This is a genomic window from Butyrivibrio sp. AE3006, from assembly GCF_000424165.1.
Lineage (GTDB): Bacteria > Bacillota > Clostridia > Lachnospirales > Lachnospiraceae > Butyrivibrio.
On sequence record NZ_AUJJ01000001.1, the window covers coordinates 117,889 to 132,964 of the forward strand.

At 43.0% G+C, this 15,076-nt stretch carries 12 protein-coding genes; all 12 read left to right on the forward strand.

Annotated features, from left to right (window positions below; all coding sequences use genetic code 11):
• The first annotated feature begins 11 nt into the window (after nt 1-11).
• The 12 genes from purE to G603_RS0100505 all read left to right on the forward strand — a co-directional run bounded on the left by purE (nt 12) and on the right by G603_RS0100505 (nt 15,076).
• A complete protein-coding gene (purE, locus tag G603_RS0100450; RefSeq protein ID WP_026525595.1) occupies nt 12-512 on the forward strand; it encodes a 5-(carboxyamino)imidazole ribonucleotide mutase in 501 nt (166 codons plus the stop codon).
• Between the two features lie 41 nt (nt 513-553).
• Nucleotides 554-1,579, forward strand: a complete 1,026-nt coding sequence (purM, locus tag G603_RS0100455; RefSeq protein ID WP_026525594.1) for a phosphoribosylformylglycinamidine cyclo-ligase — start codon at nt 554-556, stop codon at nt 1,577-1,579.
• Nucleotides 1,573-2,220, forward strand: a complete 648-nt coding sequence (gene purN, locus G603_RS0100460; protein WP_026668962.1) for a phosphoribosylglycinamide formyltransferase — start codon at nt 1,573-1,575, stop codon at nt 2,218-2,220. The genes purM and purN overlap by 7 nt, the downstream gene beginning before the upstream one ends.
• Before the next feature lie 74 nt (nt 2,221-2,294).
• The gene (gene purD / locus G603_RS0100465; protein WP_026668963.1) at nt 2,295-3,566 is read left to right on the forward strand and encodes a phosphoribosylamine--glycine ligase; all 1,272 of its coding nucleotides are present in this window, start codon (nt 2,295-2,297) and stop codon (nt 3,564-3,566) included.
• Nucleotides 3,567-3,664: 98 nt separating this feature from the next.
• Nucleotides 3,665-5,065, forward strand: coding sequence for an SH3 domain-containing protein (locus tag G603_RS0100470; RefSeq protein ID WP_026668964.1), 1,401 nt, complete (start codon nt 3,665-3,667; stop codon nt 5,063-5,065).
• A gap of 152 nt (nt 5,066-5,217) precedes the next feature.
• A complete protein-coding gene (locus tag G603_RS0100475; RefSeq protein WP_026495074.1) occupies nt 5,218-5,592 on the forward strand; it encodes a GntR family transcriptional regulator in 375 nt (124 codons plus the stop codon).
• A gap of 23 nt (nt 5,593-5,615) precedes the next feature.
• Nucleotides 5,616-8,165, forward strand: a complete 2,550-nt coding sequence (locus G603_RS0100480) for an ATP-dependent Clp protease ATP-binding subunit (RefSeq protein ID WP_026668965.1) — start codon at nt 5,616-5,618, stop codon at nt 8,163-8,165.
• Between the two features lie 91 nt (nt 8,166-8,256).
• Nucleotides 8,257-8,664: a hypothetical protein gene (locus G603_RS0100485; protein WP_026495072.1), complete on the forward strand. Its 408-nt coding sequence runs from the start codon at nt 8,257-8,259 to the stop codon at nt 8,662-8,664.
• A gap of 161 nt (nt 8,665-8,825) precedes the next feature.
• Nucleotides 8,826-10,499 carry a BspA family leucine-rich repeat surface protein gene (locus G603_RS21150; RefSeq protein ID WP_026668966.1) on the forward strand — a complete coding sequence of 558 codons (1,674 nt, stop codon included), beginning with the start codon at nt 8,826-8,828 and terminating at the stop codon, nt 10,497-10,499.
• 19 nt (nt 10,500-10,518) lie between these two features.
• Entirely contained in the window at nt 10,519-12,243 is a 1,725-nt protein-coding gene (locus tag G603_RS18695; protein WP_035791509.1) for a BspA family leucine-rich repeat surface protein, read from the forward strand.
• A gap of 29 nt (nt 12,244-12,272) precedes the next feature.
• Nucleotides 12,273-13,664, forward strand: a complete 1,392-nt coding sequence (gene radA, locus G603_RS0100500; protein WP_026668967.1) for a DNA repair protein RadA — start codon at nt 12,273-12,275, stop codon at nt 13,662-13,664.
• A 197-nt stretch (nt 13,665-13,861) separates the two neighbouring features.
• Complete coding sequence (locus G603_RS0100505) at nt 13,862-15,076, forward strand: ABC transporter substrate-binding protein (RefSeq protein WP_026668968.1); 1,215 nt, start codon at nt 13,862-13,864, stop codon at nt 15,074-15,076.

Consider the following 15,076-nt stretch of genomic DNA (forward strand, 5'->3'; position numbering starts at 1 on the left):
GAGGAGAAGCTATGGCAAAAGTTGGGATAGTCATGGGCTCTGATTCAGATATGCCTGTTATGTCTAAGGCAGCGCAGATTCTGGATGAGCTCGGTATTTCTTATGAAATGAACATCATTTCTGCACACAGAGAGCCTGATGAGTTTTTTGAGTATGCAAAAAGCGCAGAATCCAAGGGCTTTAAAGTAATCATCGCGGGAGCCGGTATGGCGGCTCATCTTCCCGGTATGTGTGCAGCTATTTTTCCCATGCCAGTTATCGGAATTCCTATGCACACCACATCTTTGGGTGGAAGGGATTCTTTATACAGTATTGTACAGATGCCTACCGGTATTCCGGTTGCAACTGTTGCAATTAACGGAGGAGCCAATGCAGGACTTCTTGCTGCCAAGATTCTTGCTACATCTGATGATGAGCTCCTTGCGAAACTCAAGGATTATTCAAACGGATTGAAGGAACAGGTCGTTAAAAAGGACGCCCACCTTCAGGAAGTTGGATATAAGAACTATTAATTAAATATTGAAGAACCAAATCGGAGGAAAACATGTCAGAGCTGAACTACAAAAATGCAGGGGTGGATATCGAAGCTGGTTACAAATCAGTGGATATGATCAAAGGATTTGTAAAGGAGACCATGAGACCGGAAGTACTTGGAGGTCTTGGTGGATTTTCCGGAGCTTTTTCCCTTTCAAATATTAAGAACATGAAGGATCCCGTTCTTTTATCGGGAACAGATGGCGTAGGAACCAAGATTAAGCTGGCATTTTTGCTGGATAAGCATGACACTATCGGAATTGACGCTGTTGCAATGTGTGTAAACGACGTTATCTGTGCAGGTGGTGAGCCACTGTTTTTCCTTGATTACATAGCATGCGGTAAGAACTATCCCGAGAAGATAGCTCAGATCGTAAAGGGTGTGGCAGAGGGCTGTAAGCAGTCTGAATGCGCACTTGTAGGCGGTGAGACCGCTGAGCATCCCGGTCTTATGCCCGAGGATGAATATGACCTTGCAGGCTTTGCTGTAGGTGTTGTTGATAAGGCAGATATGATCGACGGAAGCACCATTAAGGCAGGCGATACACTTATCGGTGTTGCCAGCAGCGGAGTTCACAGCAACGGTTTTTCTCTTGTTCGTAAGGTTTTCGATATGACTAAGGAAAGCCTTGAGACATATTATGATGAGCTCGGAACTACTCTTGGAGAAGCACTTCTTGCTCCCACCAGAATCTACGTGAAGATGCTTAAGCAGATCAAAAAGGATGGCATTACCGTTAAGGGCTGCAGCCATATCACAGGCGGCGGTTTCTATGAGAACATTCCGAGAATGCTTCCCGATGGCGTAAGAGCTGTTGTTAAGAAGGACAGCTACGAGGTTCCTGCACTTTTCAAGCTCATGCAGAAAAAGGGCGATCTCGATGAGGACATGATGTACAACACCTATAATATGGGTCTTGGTATGGTACTTGCTGTTGACCCGGCAGATGCAGAGGCTACACTTGCAGCAATCGAGGCTTCAGGCGAGAAGGGATTCATCGTAGGTAGCGTAGAGGCAGGAGATAAGGGAGTTACATTATGCTGAGAATAGCTGTACTTGTTTCCGGCGGTGGTACTAACCTCCAGGCGATTATAGACGCCATTGATAATGGAACGATTACAAACACCGAGATTTCCATGGTGTTTAGCAATAACAGAAATGCTTTTGCCCTTGAAAGAGCAGCAAAGCATGGAATTAAGACGCAGGTACTTGTACCTAAGGAATTTAACAGCAGGGATGAATTTAACGAAGCTTTCTATGAGCTTCTTGTAAAAGAGAATCCTGACCTTATTGTACTTGCCGGCTGTCTTGTGGTAATACCGGAGAAAATAGTTAAAGCTTTCCAGGGCAGGATCATCAATATACATCCTTCGCTCATACCTTCATTTTGCGGAACAGGCTTCTATGGCCTTAAGGTTCACGAGAAGGTCCTTGAGAGAGGTGTCAGAGTCTCCGGTGCCACGGTTCACTTCGTGGATGAGGGCACAGATACAGGTCCCATTATCCTTCAGAAGGCTGTTTACATCAGACCGGATGATACTGCTAAGACGCTTCAGCAGCGCATTATGGAACAGGCTGAGTGGAAGATACTTCCAAGAGCCATTGATCTTATAGCAAACCATAAGGTCAGGGTTGAAGACAATAAAGTGATTATTGAAGGATATGATACTGATTGGTTGATATAATTCTCATCCGGATGCCTTCGTCCTTTTTTAGGGGAGAAGGTGCCTAAAGGGCGGATGAGGGGTAAGGAGCGAAGATGAAAGTTTTGATTGTTGGCGGAGGCGGCCGTGAACACGCCATAGCAGAAGCTGTTTCCAGAAGTAAGCACCTTGATAAGCTTTACTGCGCACCCGGTAATGCCGGTATTGCAGAGTATGCAGAGTGTGTTCCAATCACTCCAATGGAATTTGATAAACTGGTTGATTTTGCCAAGGAGAAGCAGATCGACCTTACAATAATCGGAATGGACGATCCCCTTGTTGGCGGTATCGTAGATGCTTTTGAAGCAGAGGGACTCAGAGTATTCGGTCCACGTAAGAATGCTGCAATCCTTGAGGGAAGCAAGGCTTTTTCAAAAGACCTTATGAAAAAGTATGGCATCCCCACAGCTGCTTACGAGACTTTTGATAATCCTGAGGATGCTCTTGATTATCTTCAGACAGCAAAGTTCCCTATTGTACTTAAAGCTGACGGACTTGCCCTGGGAAAGGGCGTTCTTATCTGTGAGACTTTAGAGGATGCTGTAGCAGGTGTTCGCGAGATTATGCAGGATAAGAAATTCGGCGATGCCGGAAAGAAAATGGTCGTAGAGGAATTCATGACAGGTCGTGAGGTTTCTGTTTTGTCCTTCGTTGATGGCAAGACTATAAAGCTCATGAGTTCAGCTCAGGACCATAAGCGCGCAGGAGACGGAGATACAGGTCTTAATACAGGCGGAATGGGTAACTTTTCGCCAAGTCCTTTCTATACAGATGAGGTTGATGCTTTTTGTAAGGAGCATATCTATCAGAAGACTGTTGATGCTATGCGTGCAGAGGGAAGAGAGTTTAAGGGCGTAATTTTCTTCGGTCTTATGCTCACAGAGGATGGCCCCAAGGTTCTTGAGTATAATGCGAGATTCGGCGATCCCGAAGCTCAGGTTGTTCTTCCAAGACTTGAAACCGATATGATTGAAGTCTGCGAAGCTGTAATCGATGGTAAGCTTGATGAGATTGATCTCAGATTTGAGGATAAGGCTGCGGTTTGCGTAGTTCTTGCATCTGAGGGATATCCTGTAAAATATGAAAAAGGTAAAGAAATCACAGGCCTTGAGAACTTCAAAGGCAAGGATGGATATTACTGTTTCCATGCAGGCTCTAAGTTTGAAGGCGACAAGATCGTTACAAACGGGGGAAGAGTTCTTGGCATCACAGCTAAGGGTGACACTTTGGCTGAAGCCAGAAAAAAAGCTTACGAAGCTACAGAGTGGGTGAGCTTTGAAAATAAATATATGCGTCATGATATCGGTAAGGCCATTGATGAGGCATAAGATAAAAAACCACTAATTTTAGAAGAATCAGGGCATTATACTCCAAGATATGGTATAATCCTTGTAGATTAATGAAGTTAGTGCAGGAGGTTGAAGGTATGATTAAGAGAAAAATGGGAAATATGGCTAGGTCCATGGCCATAATTTTTTCAGTATGCACTTTGTTTGCAGCGTCACCGATCAGTGCTCTTGCAGCTACAGGAACGGTAACATCATCAAATGTTAAGGTTCGTGCGGAGGCAAGCACAGCATCTGAGCAGGTTTCAAGCCTTGATTCAGGTGATAAGGTAGATATTATAGAAGAGACTACTGATTCTCAGGGATATGTTTGGTACAGAATTTATGTAAATGGCAATGAATACGGATACGTTAGAAGTGATCTTGTTTCCAAGTCCGGTTCAGTCAGCAGCTCAGAGAACAAGAGCACAGCATCTCTTCCCGAGACGCAGGTTACAGCTACAGAGTCACAGCCTGCTACAGTTACAGTTGCAAGCGCAAATGTAAGAGGCGGTGCAGGTACAGGATATGATACAGTAGGCACTGTGAAAAACGGTGATACAGTAACAATTACAGGTGAAGCAAACGGCACTGATAATAAGAAATGGTATCAGATAAGCTTTGGCGATAGCGGAAGAACAGGTTTTGTAAGATCTGATCTTTTACAGATCGGCGCAGCTGCTCCTGCTGAAGAAACAGCAGAGGGTGAAGGCGGCGAGGTAGCAGAAGGCGAAGGCGGTGAAGTTGTTGAAGGCGCTGAGGGCACTGAAGGTGCAGAGGGCGAAACAGCAGAGCAGCCCGCTGAAGAGCCTGACAATTCCGGCATTTCAATTGATACAGTAGGTAACGGTGAGTTTTCACTTGCATATAAGGATGACGGCACAGGTACAGATGCTTGGTATCTCTATGATAATGTAGAGGGCACACAGGTTAAGCTCAATGACCTTTTGAATTATGCAACAGAGGGACAGCAGACAGGTGCTCTTAAGAAGCAGGCTAACAGCCTGAAGGTTGCATTGGTAGTTATGGCTGTAATCATTGCCCTGATGGTTCTTGCAATCCTTCTCCTTATCTTCAGACTTCGTGATTATATGTATTACGATGATGAAGAGCAGGTTGAGAGTGCCGGCAATAAGAGAAAGAGCCAGTATGATGATCTTCCCAAGAAGGAAGACAAGGCTCGTGCATCAAGAGTATCTCCTGAGCGTGAGAGCAAGGGCAGAACAGTAGCAGACAGCAGAAGACCTTCTACTCCTGTTACTCCTTCCCGCGAGAGAAAGAGCGCTCCCATGGGAACAGCTGATTCACTTAACTTTGGTGATAAGCCTGAGAGAAGAGAGCGTCCCGCTGACAGGAAGCCCGTGCAGCCTGCAGCAAGACCTGTAGAGGATGAGCCTGTAAAGAGCCGTCCCGCACAGAACGGCAGGAAGCCTCGTAACTTCCTTTTAGAGGATGACGATTTTGAATTCGAGTTCCTTGATCTGGATGATGATGACAAATAAATCATGATATGATAGGCCGACCGGTTTTCACTAACCGGTCGGTTTTTTATCATACGCGCAAGGATTTCGCAAGCGAAATCCTATTTTATTTTAATTGACTTTATAGCCTTGTCTGTTATACTTGATATATCACAGCAACGGAAGGAGGCATCATGATAATACAGATTGATTTTAACAGTGATGAAGCTATCTATGTTCAGCTCTGCAATCAGATTATTTTGGGCATTGCCACGTCTCAGTTCCGTGAGGGAGATCAGCTTCCCAGCGTACGTCAGCTTGCAGATACCATTGGAATTAATATGCATACGGTTAACAAGGCTTACTCGATTTTGCAGCAGGAAGGCTTTGTGAAGATTGACAGGAGAAGAGGTGCCATTATTGCAACTTCTCTGAACAAGCTTGAGGCCCTGAGGGAGGCACATGATATGCTCAGTGTCGTTCTTGCCAGAGCTACGTGTAAGGGAGTTTCAAGACAGGAGATACATGAACTGATTGACGAGATATATGCAGATTACGGTGACATTTAATATTTGACAGGAGGGTATTCAGATTGAATAAGGAATACACAGAGAAGGCCGAATATGCTTTAAAACAGGCCAGGAAAACAGCCAGAAGCCTGAAGCTCAATTATGTGGGTACAGAGCACCTTTTACTGGGACTTATCCGCACTGAGGACTGCGTGGCTTCAAGAATACTTATTGATAATGGCATAAACGAAGACAAGATGATGGATATCATCAAGGATTTGATCGTAGAGGGCGGCAATCTTACCGTTCTCGATAAAGAAGGCTTTTCACCAAGGGCTGAGAGTGTCCTTGAGGAAGCTCACAGACAGGCAGATCGTTTTCATGCTGAGAAGACAGGAACAGAGCACATTCTTCTGGCTCTTATTAAGGAAGGCGAGAATGTGGCGGTGCGTCTTATCGGCACACTTAACGTATCCATTCAGAAGGTTTATGCTGAGACTCTTGCTGCCATGGGCGAGGACGCAGCTCTTGTAAAAGAGGACCTTGGAAGAAAACAGAATGGCAAAAAGAAGGCATCAACCCTTGAGCAGTACAGCAGAGATCTTACGGCTCTTGCCGCAGCAGATAAGCTTGATCCCATTATCGGAAGAGAGAATGAGATTCAACGTGTGATTCAGATTCTTAGCCGCAGAACCAAGAATAATCCATGTCTTATCGGTGAACCAGGCGTAGGTAAAACTGCGGTTGTAGAGGGCCTTGCCCAGAGAATAGTAAGGGGAGATGTCCCTTTTACAGTACAGAATAAGAGACTTCTTACACTGGATCTGTCAGGAATGATCGCAGGTTCCAAGTACAGAGGTGAGTTCGAGGAGAGAATCAAGAAGGTCATCAGAGAGGTTATTGATGATGGCAACATTATTCTTTTCGTAGATGAGATGCATACACTTATCGGAGCGGGCGGCGCAGAAGGTGCTATTGATGCTTCCAATATTTTAAAGCCCTCCCTTGCAAGAGGAGAGATTCAGATGATCGGTGCCACCACCATCACTGAGTACCGCAAATATGTTGAGAAGGATGCGGCTCTTGAGAGACGTTTCCAGCCCGTTAACGTCGAGGAACCCGACAGGGATGAGACTCTTGCCATCATGAACGGTATCGTTCACAAGTATGAAGAGCATCATCATGTAAAGGTTACACCTGAGGCAGTTCAGGCAGCTGTTGACCTCAGCAGCAGATATATAAACGACAGAAACCTTCCCGATAAGGCAATTGACCTTATTGATGAAGCATGCTCAGCAGTGCGCCTTAGACTTACAGGCTCGCCTTCCGGACTTCGCGAGATGGAAGCTGAGATCCGTGCAATGGATACCAAGGTTGAGGAGCTTCTTGCTCAGGAAGACTTTGCCGGAGCAGGCAGAGTTCACAGAGAGCAGGAAGAGCTCATCAAGAAATATAACCGCAAGAAAGCAAAGGAATCCAAGAGAGAGAAAAACGCAGACTTTGTGGTTAATGAGAATGACATTGCAGAAGTAGTTGCAATGTGGACCAAGATTCCTGTTAAGAAGATTGCAGAGAAGGAATCAGACAGACTGCTTAAGCTGGAGAACATACTTCATCAGAGAGTAATTGGTCAGGAGGATGCGGTTGTTGCTGTATCCAAGGCTATCAGAAGAGGACGTGTGGGGCTTCAGGATCCAAACAGACCTATCGGTTCATTCCTTTTCCTTGGACCTACAGGTGTAGGTAAGACTGAGCTGTCCAAGGCTCTTGCCGAGGCTATGTTTGGCGATGAGAATGCACTTATCAGAGTAGATATGTCAGAGTACATGGAAGGTCATTCCGTATCCAAGATGATCGGATCACCTCCGGGATATGTTGGATATGATGAGGGTGGTCAGCTCAGCGAGAAGGTCAGAAGACATCCTTATTCCGTAATCCTTTTTGATGAGATAGAGAAAGCTCATCCCGATGTTTTCAATGTACTTTTGCAGGTACTTGACGATGGTCATATAACAGATGCCAAGGGCAGAAAGGTCAGCTTCAAGAATACGATTCTCATCATGACCTCCAACGTAGGTGCTCAGAGGATCGTAGAGCCCAAGAAGCTTGGCTTTGATTCTGCATCAGATGAGAAGAAGGACTATGAGACCATGAAGAGCGGCGTTATGGAAGAGGTTAAGAAACTTTTCAAGCCTGAATTCATTAACCGTATCGATGAGATCATGGTATTCCATCCTCTTAATGAGAAGGAGATGATGGAGATCGTCACACTTCTTAGCAAGAACCTCAGCAAGAGATGTAAGGAGCAACTTGGAATCAATCTGACCATGCAGCCTGCTGTTAAGCAGTTCCTTGTAAAGAAGTATTCAGATCCCAAGATGGGTGCAAGACCTCTTAAGAGAGCCATCCAGTCCGTTATCGAGGATGCTATGGCGGAAGAGCTTCTTAGAGGAAATATCAAGCGCGACCATGACGTAACTATAGGACTTAAGGACAACAAGGTCACTTTTACCCAAAAGGCACCGGCAGGGAAGAGTGCGACAGTCAAAACCACAGCTGCTAAAACCACTACCCGTAAGCCTGCTGCAAAGAAAACTACTGCAAGAAAATCAGTGTCCAAAAAGTCGAAATGATTCATAAATATTTAATAAAAATATAGGTACTAATGCCTTATAATAGAAGAAGATTAACCATCACTTTTTTTACATAAACAGGAGGTATAAAATGGCTGTCGTAGAACAGTTACTTAGGGCAGAATCAGATGGAACCATCAGCTTTGGTAATTACGAACTTCCGGAGAAGAAAAAGCTTGAGGACTTCAAATTTGATGGTAATATTTTGAAGGTCAAGACTTATAAGGACATTACCAAGCTTGAGCAAAATGACATGTTCCTTTACGAATCTGTTCCCGGAACCGCAGTTACAGGATTTAAGGAGAGTGAGAAAGGAATCACTTTTGAGGTAGATGGTCCGGGAGATGCCCAGATCACCGTAGGCCTTGAGGAAAACGCAGAGTACCACGTAATTGTAGATGGGAAAAACATTGGACCTATGAAGACCGGGGTTGGCGGTAAACTGAACTTCAGTGTTGCACTGGGTCAGGCACCTGTTAAGGTTGATATTCACAAGTAAATAATTTAGGGCTGTAAAAAATGGAAAACATTTTTTACAGCTCTTTTTATGTCTATATACTTTTTGGATTCAAAACTATTGCATGGGAATATATGCTATAATAGTTAGCGCTGAGGGGACGGCAATTTTGCAGGGTGAATAAAGTTGAAGGGGAATTCATAATGAAAAAATCGTTGGGGAACGTGGCATTAATCATCACAGTCATGCTGTGTCTTTTTTTGTGCGGACAGTCGTCCATAAGTACCAAAGCAGCAACAGCGAAATCAGGAACGCTTATGAGCGGTGAGGAGTTCAACAGAACTCTTAAAAGCTTTGCACATAATATCCTGCCGGATCAGAAATCTTTGCCTGTAGATCAGACAATAGAGAAAATCAAGTTTCTTGACAAAAATGAAAAGGTGCCGGAAGGTAAGGATGTGAGATCAAAGAAAGTAGGAACCGATGTTACTGCTTATTTTGATTATTTCCTGCACACCATGTATATAAAGAGCACTTCTTCAGTTATCTATTTTCCTGAGGATTGTTCACATATGTTCTATGCATTTCATGAACTGGAAGAGATAGATTTTGGCAAGGTCAGGATAGATACATCTGCAGTTAAAGATATGCATAGTATGTTCAGTTGGTGTTATGCAGGATCTTTGGACTTTTCACAGTTTAATACATCGAATGTTGTCAATATGTCCAACATGTTTTATGGATGTAAAGTAAAAAAACTGGATTTAAGCACGTTTGATACCTCAAATGTTCAAAATATGAATGGAATGTTCCAATACTGTCAGCATTTAAAGTCCATTAACATTAGCGGCTTTGATACATCGAAAGTAGAGAACATGGGATATATGTTTTTTGATTGTTCAGAGCTGACATCAATAGATGTAAGTGGTTTTGATACCTCATATGTCAGATATATGTTCGAAATGTTTGCCAGATGCACAAAGCTTAAGCATATGGATATTTCTCATTTTAAGACAGCTAAAGTAACCGAAATGGAGTATATGTTTGAATGGTGCGAGGGGCTGGAATCAGTAGAGCTTGGCGATTTAGATACATCATCTTTGGATAATATTTCGTGGATGTTTTATATGTGTACTTCCCTTGAAAAACTGGACATGAGCGGTCTTAAGATGGGTAAGAAGACCGAATGTAAAGCTGTGCTCTATGGTGATAATAGTCTTAAGGTATTTATTTCGCCAAGGAATATAACAAAGGATTTCGATCTTCCGGGAGAATACTATATTGATGATAACAAGGATGGTTTTTCCGATTCTTCTGAAACATATACTAAACTTTTATATTCATCATCAAGTCACAGATATGTTTTTTATAAGGCGTTAAAGCCTAAGAAGGATGATGGCATAGAGGATGAATCCGAGTCGTCATTTGAAAATACACACCAAAATGATTACGGAAATTCTGAGGGTGAAGGGGAATTCATAGTTACTGTTAATGGTGTAACCTATGTGATTGACAAAGCGGGGAATGCCACTGCAACCCTGATAAAGACATCAGGGAAGCTCTCCATAAATAAGGTGAAAGCAAATGGCCATACCTATCCTGTTGTTGGCATTTCTGATAATGCCTGCAGGAAAAATAATAAGCTTAAATCCATAACTATTGGATCAAACATCACTAAAATTGGAAAGAATGCCTTTAAGGGATGCAAGAAGCTTAAGAAAATAACAATTAAGGCAAATAAGTCTTTGAAGGTCGGAAAAGGGGCATTTAAGAAGCTGCCAAAGGGAAGCCATATAAAGGTAAAGGCTGCCAAGGGTAAGACAAGTAAGAAGTTAGTCAGAGCAATAAAAAAGCAGACAAATGCCACAGTGAACTAATATGCGAGGAAGAAGCCGTATGAAAAGAATAGCCAAAAATATATTGTTATTTGTAAGCGTTTTGTTTTTATCAGCATCATTTTCAGGAATAACTGTCAGGGCAGCAGATTCGTCACTATCAAAGGGAATGCTGTATAAGGGCTCTGAGTTTAATAAGGCAATAAAACAGCTTGTCACTCCCGGCGCTGGTTATGATTATGAGGATGAAACTATCAAAAAGATTGTTTTTGATGGAAAGAATGAAATTGTAAAGGGTTCTCTTCAGAAAACGCAGGTGGGCAATAATGTTTATGCATATTATGATGCAAAAAACAGGGAAGTACACATAAACTCCACTAGTGTGAAAATATACTTTAATCCGGATAGTTCCGGGATGTTTGCCCGTATTCAGAAAGTAGAGAGAATAGAATTCGGTGATAAAGTTGATACCTCTAAATGTACAAACATGTCCAGGATGTTCCTTGATTGTTTTTGGCTGGATTATTTGGATTTATCCTGCTTTTCAACCGGGAATGTAACCAACATGAGTGAGATGTTTTACAGGGCATATATAAGACATTTTTACCATAAGCTGGACACGCACAGTGTTATTAACATGCGTTATATGTTTTTTGGGTGCGATCTTACATGGCTTGATCTTAGCAGCTTTAATACCTCTAAGGTTAGGGACATGTCCTATATGTTCGCATATTGTTGTGACATACCATATTTGAATCTTGAAACATTTGATACTTCCAATGTTACAAATATGAGAGGAATGTTCCAAATCTGTAATGCATTGGAAAACATGGACTTTACCAAATTTAAAAAGTTCAATACCTCTAAGGTTACCGATATGTCTGAAATGTTTATGCAGTGTGTTGATCTGGAAGTACTGAATTTAAGTAACTTTGATACCTCAAACGTAACAAATATGTCCAAGATGTTTTACAGGTGCGAAAGCATATGCTCATTTAATATAAAAGGTTTTAACACTGCAAAAGTCACAAACATGGACTATATGTTTTATGAGTTCCATGACACTATATATACAAGTAGCAATGATCCTGACCTATACGATTTCAGCAGCCTTGATTTATCAGCTAATCCAAGTACGGAACACATGCTTGATGAGTTAAGTACATCTAACGGTGCGTTTAAATCGCCTAAAAATGTCAGGGTGGAAGTTAAGCTTCCCGGCAGATGGATAATAGATGACAATGGTGATGGCAGATCAGATGATGGTGTGTATTACACCTCACTTCGCATTGATGGTAATAGTCATATTTACCGCCATAGATATGCAAATTATCCTTTCTACGATGATGATATGACTTCATCCGTTGTGGAACCGGCAGCTTTTTCAGCAAATAGTGTGATACCTGACACTGTTACAAAGGACAATATTACCTATCGTATCGATGAGAATGGAAGCGCTACAGTAACTAAGATTACTTCTTCAGGCAAGGTAAAAATAGATAACGCAATGGTTAATGGAGTGGCTTATCCTGTTACTGCAATTTCAGACGGTGCCTGCCAGGGAAATAAAAAAATCAAATCAGTAGTGATCGGATCAAGCGTCAAAAAAATCGGAAAAAATGCTTTTAAAGGCTGCAAGTCCCTGGAGAATGTAACCATAAAAGCAAACAAATCCCTTACTATCGGAAAAGGTGCTTTCAAGAAGATAAACAAGAAGTCTTCAATAAAAGTTAAGGGTGTGAAGGGAAGCACAAAGAAGAAGCTTATAAAGGCTATAGGCGATTGATCCTATATCAAAGCAATAAAGGAATAATTATGGCTACAAAAATAAAATCAGTTTTTTACTGTCAAAGCTGCGGCTATGAGTCCTCTAAATGGATGGGACAGTGTCCCGGATGTAAGGAGTGGAATACCTTTGTTGAGGAAGTGATAAAGCCCTCTGTAACAGGTAAGAGTTCCAAGGTAAGTGCTGCTCGCGGTGTCGGAGCAGGGGATTCCATAAATAAACCCATGAAGCTCTCCGAGATTACTTTGAATGAGGAAGACAGATACGATACCCATATAGGAGAGCTGAACAGAGTTCTTGGTGGCGGTCTGGTTAAAGGCTCCCTTACACTTGTTGGCGGCGATCCCGGAATAGGAAAGTCCACACTGCTTTTGCAGACAGCAAGGCTTTTATCTGCGGATAACAGAAAGGTTCTGTACATATCAGGTGAGGAATCTCTGCAGCAGATAAAACTCCGTGCCAACAGAATAGGTGACTTTACCGATAATATGGAGCTTCTGTGCGAGACAGATCTTGGTACCATAGAAGAGACCATAAGAAGACATGCACCGGAAGTTGTTATCATTGATTCCATTCAGACCATGTTCAATGAGAATGTATCATCGGCTCCCGGAAGCGTATCACAGGTCAGAGAGTCAACAGGCGTCCTTATGAGAATAGGAAAGCAGCTTGGCATTTCCATCTTTATAGTAGGTCATGTAACTAAGGAAGGAACTGTTGCTGGTCCAAGAGTTTTAGAGCATATGGTTGACACTGTGCTGTATTTTGAGGGTGACAGACACGCTTCCTATAGAATACTCAGAGCAGTGAAAAACAGATTCGGATCCACCAATGAAATCGGTGTTTTCGAGATGCGAAGTGAGGGCCTTGTTGAGGTTGAGAATCCATCCGAGTTCATGCTTGAAGGAAAACCTGAGAATGCCAGCGGCTCAGTTGTGACCTGCTCCGTAGAGGGCACAAGACCTATTCTTATAGAAATTCAGGCTCTTGTAAGCCATACTAATTTTAATTTTCCAAGAAGACAGGCTAACGGCACAGACTATAATAAGGTAAATCTTCTCATGGCCGTTATGGAAAAGCGCGTAGGCCTTGAGCTATCATCCTACGACTGCTACATAAATCTTGCAGGCGGCATGAAGCTTATAGAACCTGCCCTAGATCTTTCCATGTGTATGGCAATAGTATCAAGCTTCAGAAACAGACCGATCCCTGATGATGTCATAGCCTTTGGAGAGGTTGGTTTATCAGGAGAAGTCCGTTCCGTAAATATGCCTGATGTCCGCATATCAGAGGCGCAGCGCCTTGGCTTTAAGACCTGCATAGTCCCCAAGGCCGTTGCAGATAAATACAAAAAGTCCTTCAAAGGAATAGAACTCATCGGCGTTTCCTCAGTCCAGGAAGCCGTATCAATGATAAAATAATCAAAACTTCCCACACTGGAAGGGCCACGGGCGTTCCTTCCAGTGTGGGAAGTTTTTTAAATGACATATAATTTCTTGACATTTTCACTGTACTACTTTAAAGTATCAAATAACAATTATTGTATACATGTATTTTATGTATACAGTGTTGAAAAAGTCGTATAATTCAATACGATTTAGACGAGGAGGATTACATTATGAAGAAGATGAAGAGTTTTATCAGCATGATGGCTGCAGCAGCTATGCTTGCAGGAACACTTGCAGGCTGTGGCAACTCAGGTGCGGACACTGCTACTACAGCAGGTGAGAGCACAGCAACAGAGGCTACTGAAGGCGCAGCAAGCGGAGCTACATTTAAGTTTGGTTCTATCGGACCTCTTACAGGTGGCGCAGCTGCTTACGGTAACGCAGTAGCAAATTCCATCGAGCTTGCAGTTGCAGAGATCAATGCTAATGGCGGTATTAACGGATATCAGGTTGAGTGCAGAGGCGAGGACGACGAACTTAATGCAGAGAAATCAGTTAATGCTTACAACACACTTAAGGACTGGGGTATGCAGTTCCTTGTTGGTTCAACAACAAGTGCATGCTCACTTGCAGTAAGTGAGAACACACATGAAGACAACATGTTCCAGCTTACACCTTCAGCATCAGCTGCTGATTGCGTAGCTTATGACAACGTTTTCCGTGTGTGCTTCTCAGATCCTAACCAGGGACTTGCATCAGCACAGTACATCGGTGCACACAAGCTGGCTTCTAAAGTAGGTATCATCTATGACAGCTCTGATGTTTACTCATCAGGTATCTACCAGACATTCGCACAGGAAGCTCCCAACCAGGGCTTTGAAGTAGTTTCAGCTGAGGCGTTTACAGCAGATTCCAAGACAGACTTCTCTGTACAGCTTCAGAAGGCTAAGGATGCAGGCGCTGAGCTTTTATTCCTTCCTATCTACTACACAGAGGCTTCACTTATCCTTACACAGGCTAACACAATGGGTTATGCTCCTATATTCTTCGGTGTAGACGGTATGGATGGTATCCTTACAGTTGAGAACTTCGACACATCACTTGCAGAGGGTCTTATGCTTCTTACTCCTTTCGCAGCTGATGCAACAGATGATCTTACAGTTAACTACGTAAAGAACTATCAGGATAAATTCGGCGAGACACCCAACCAGTTCGGTGCAGATGCTTACGATGCAGTATATGTAATCAAGCAGTGTCTTGAAGAGACAGGTGCTACACCTGATATGAGCGTTAGCGATCTTTGCGAGAGCTTAAAGAGCACAATCGTTACAATCACAGCTTCAGGTCTTACATCAGACACAATGACATGGGATGCAAGCGGTGAGCCTAACAAAGAGCCTAAGGCTGTTGTTATCAAGGACGGTGCTTACGTAACAGCGGAGTAA

Excerpts from the sequence above, each read along its gene's own strand:
- purD (WP_026668963.1), top strand. The coding sequence starts at position 2,295 with ATGAAAGTTTTGATTGTTGGCGGAGGCGGCCGTGAACACGCCATAGCA.
- G603_RS0100475 (WP_026495074.1), top strand. The coding sequence starts at position 5,218 with ATGATAATACAGATTGATTTTAACAGTGATGAAGCTATCTATGTTCAG.
- purN (WP_026668962.1), top strand. The coding sequence starts at position 1,573 with ATGCTGAGAATAGCTGTACTTGTTTCCGGCGGTGGTACTAACCTCCAG.
- G603_RS0100470 (WP_026668964.1), top strand. The coding sequence starts at position 3,665 with ATGATTAAGAGAAAAATGGGAAATATGGCTAGGTCCATGGCCATAATT.
- G603_RS21150 (WP_026668966.1), top strand. The coding sequence starts at position 8,826 with ATGAAAAAATCGTTGGGGAACGTGGCATTAATCATCACAGTCATGCTG.
- purE (WP_026525595.1), top strand. The coding sequence starts at position 12 with ATGGCAAAAGTTGGGATAGTCATGGGCTCTGATTCAGATATGCCTGTT.
- G603_RS18695 (WP_035791509.1), top strand. The coding sequence starts at position 10,519 with ATGAAAAGAATAGCCAAAAATATATTGTTATTTGTAAGCGTTTTGTTT.
- radA (WP_026668967.1), top strand. The coding sequence starts at position 12,273 with ATGGCTACAAAAATAAAATCAGTTTTTTACTGTCAAAGCTGCGGCTAT.
- G603_RS0100505 (WP_026668968.1), top strand. The coding sequence starts at position 13,862 with ATGAAGAAGATGAAGAGTTTTATCAGCATGATGGCTGCAGCAGCTATG.
- G603_RS0100485 (WP_026495072.1), top strand. The coding sequence starts at position 8,257 with ATGGCTGTCGTAGAACAGTTACTTAGGGCAGAATCAGATGGAACCATC.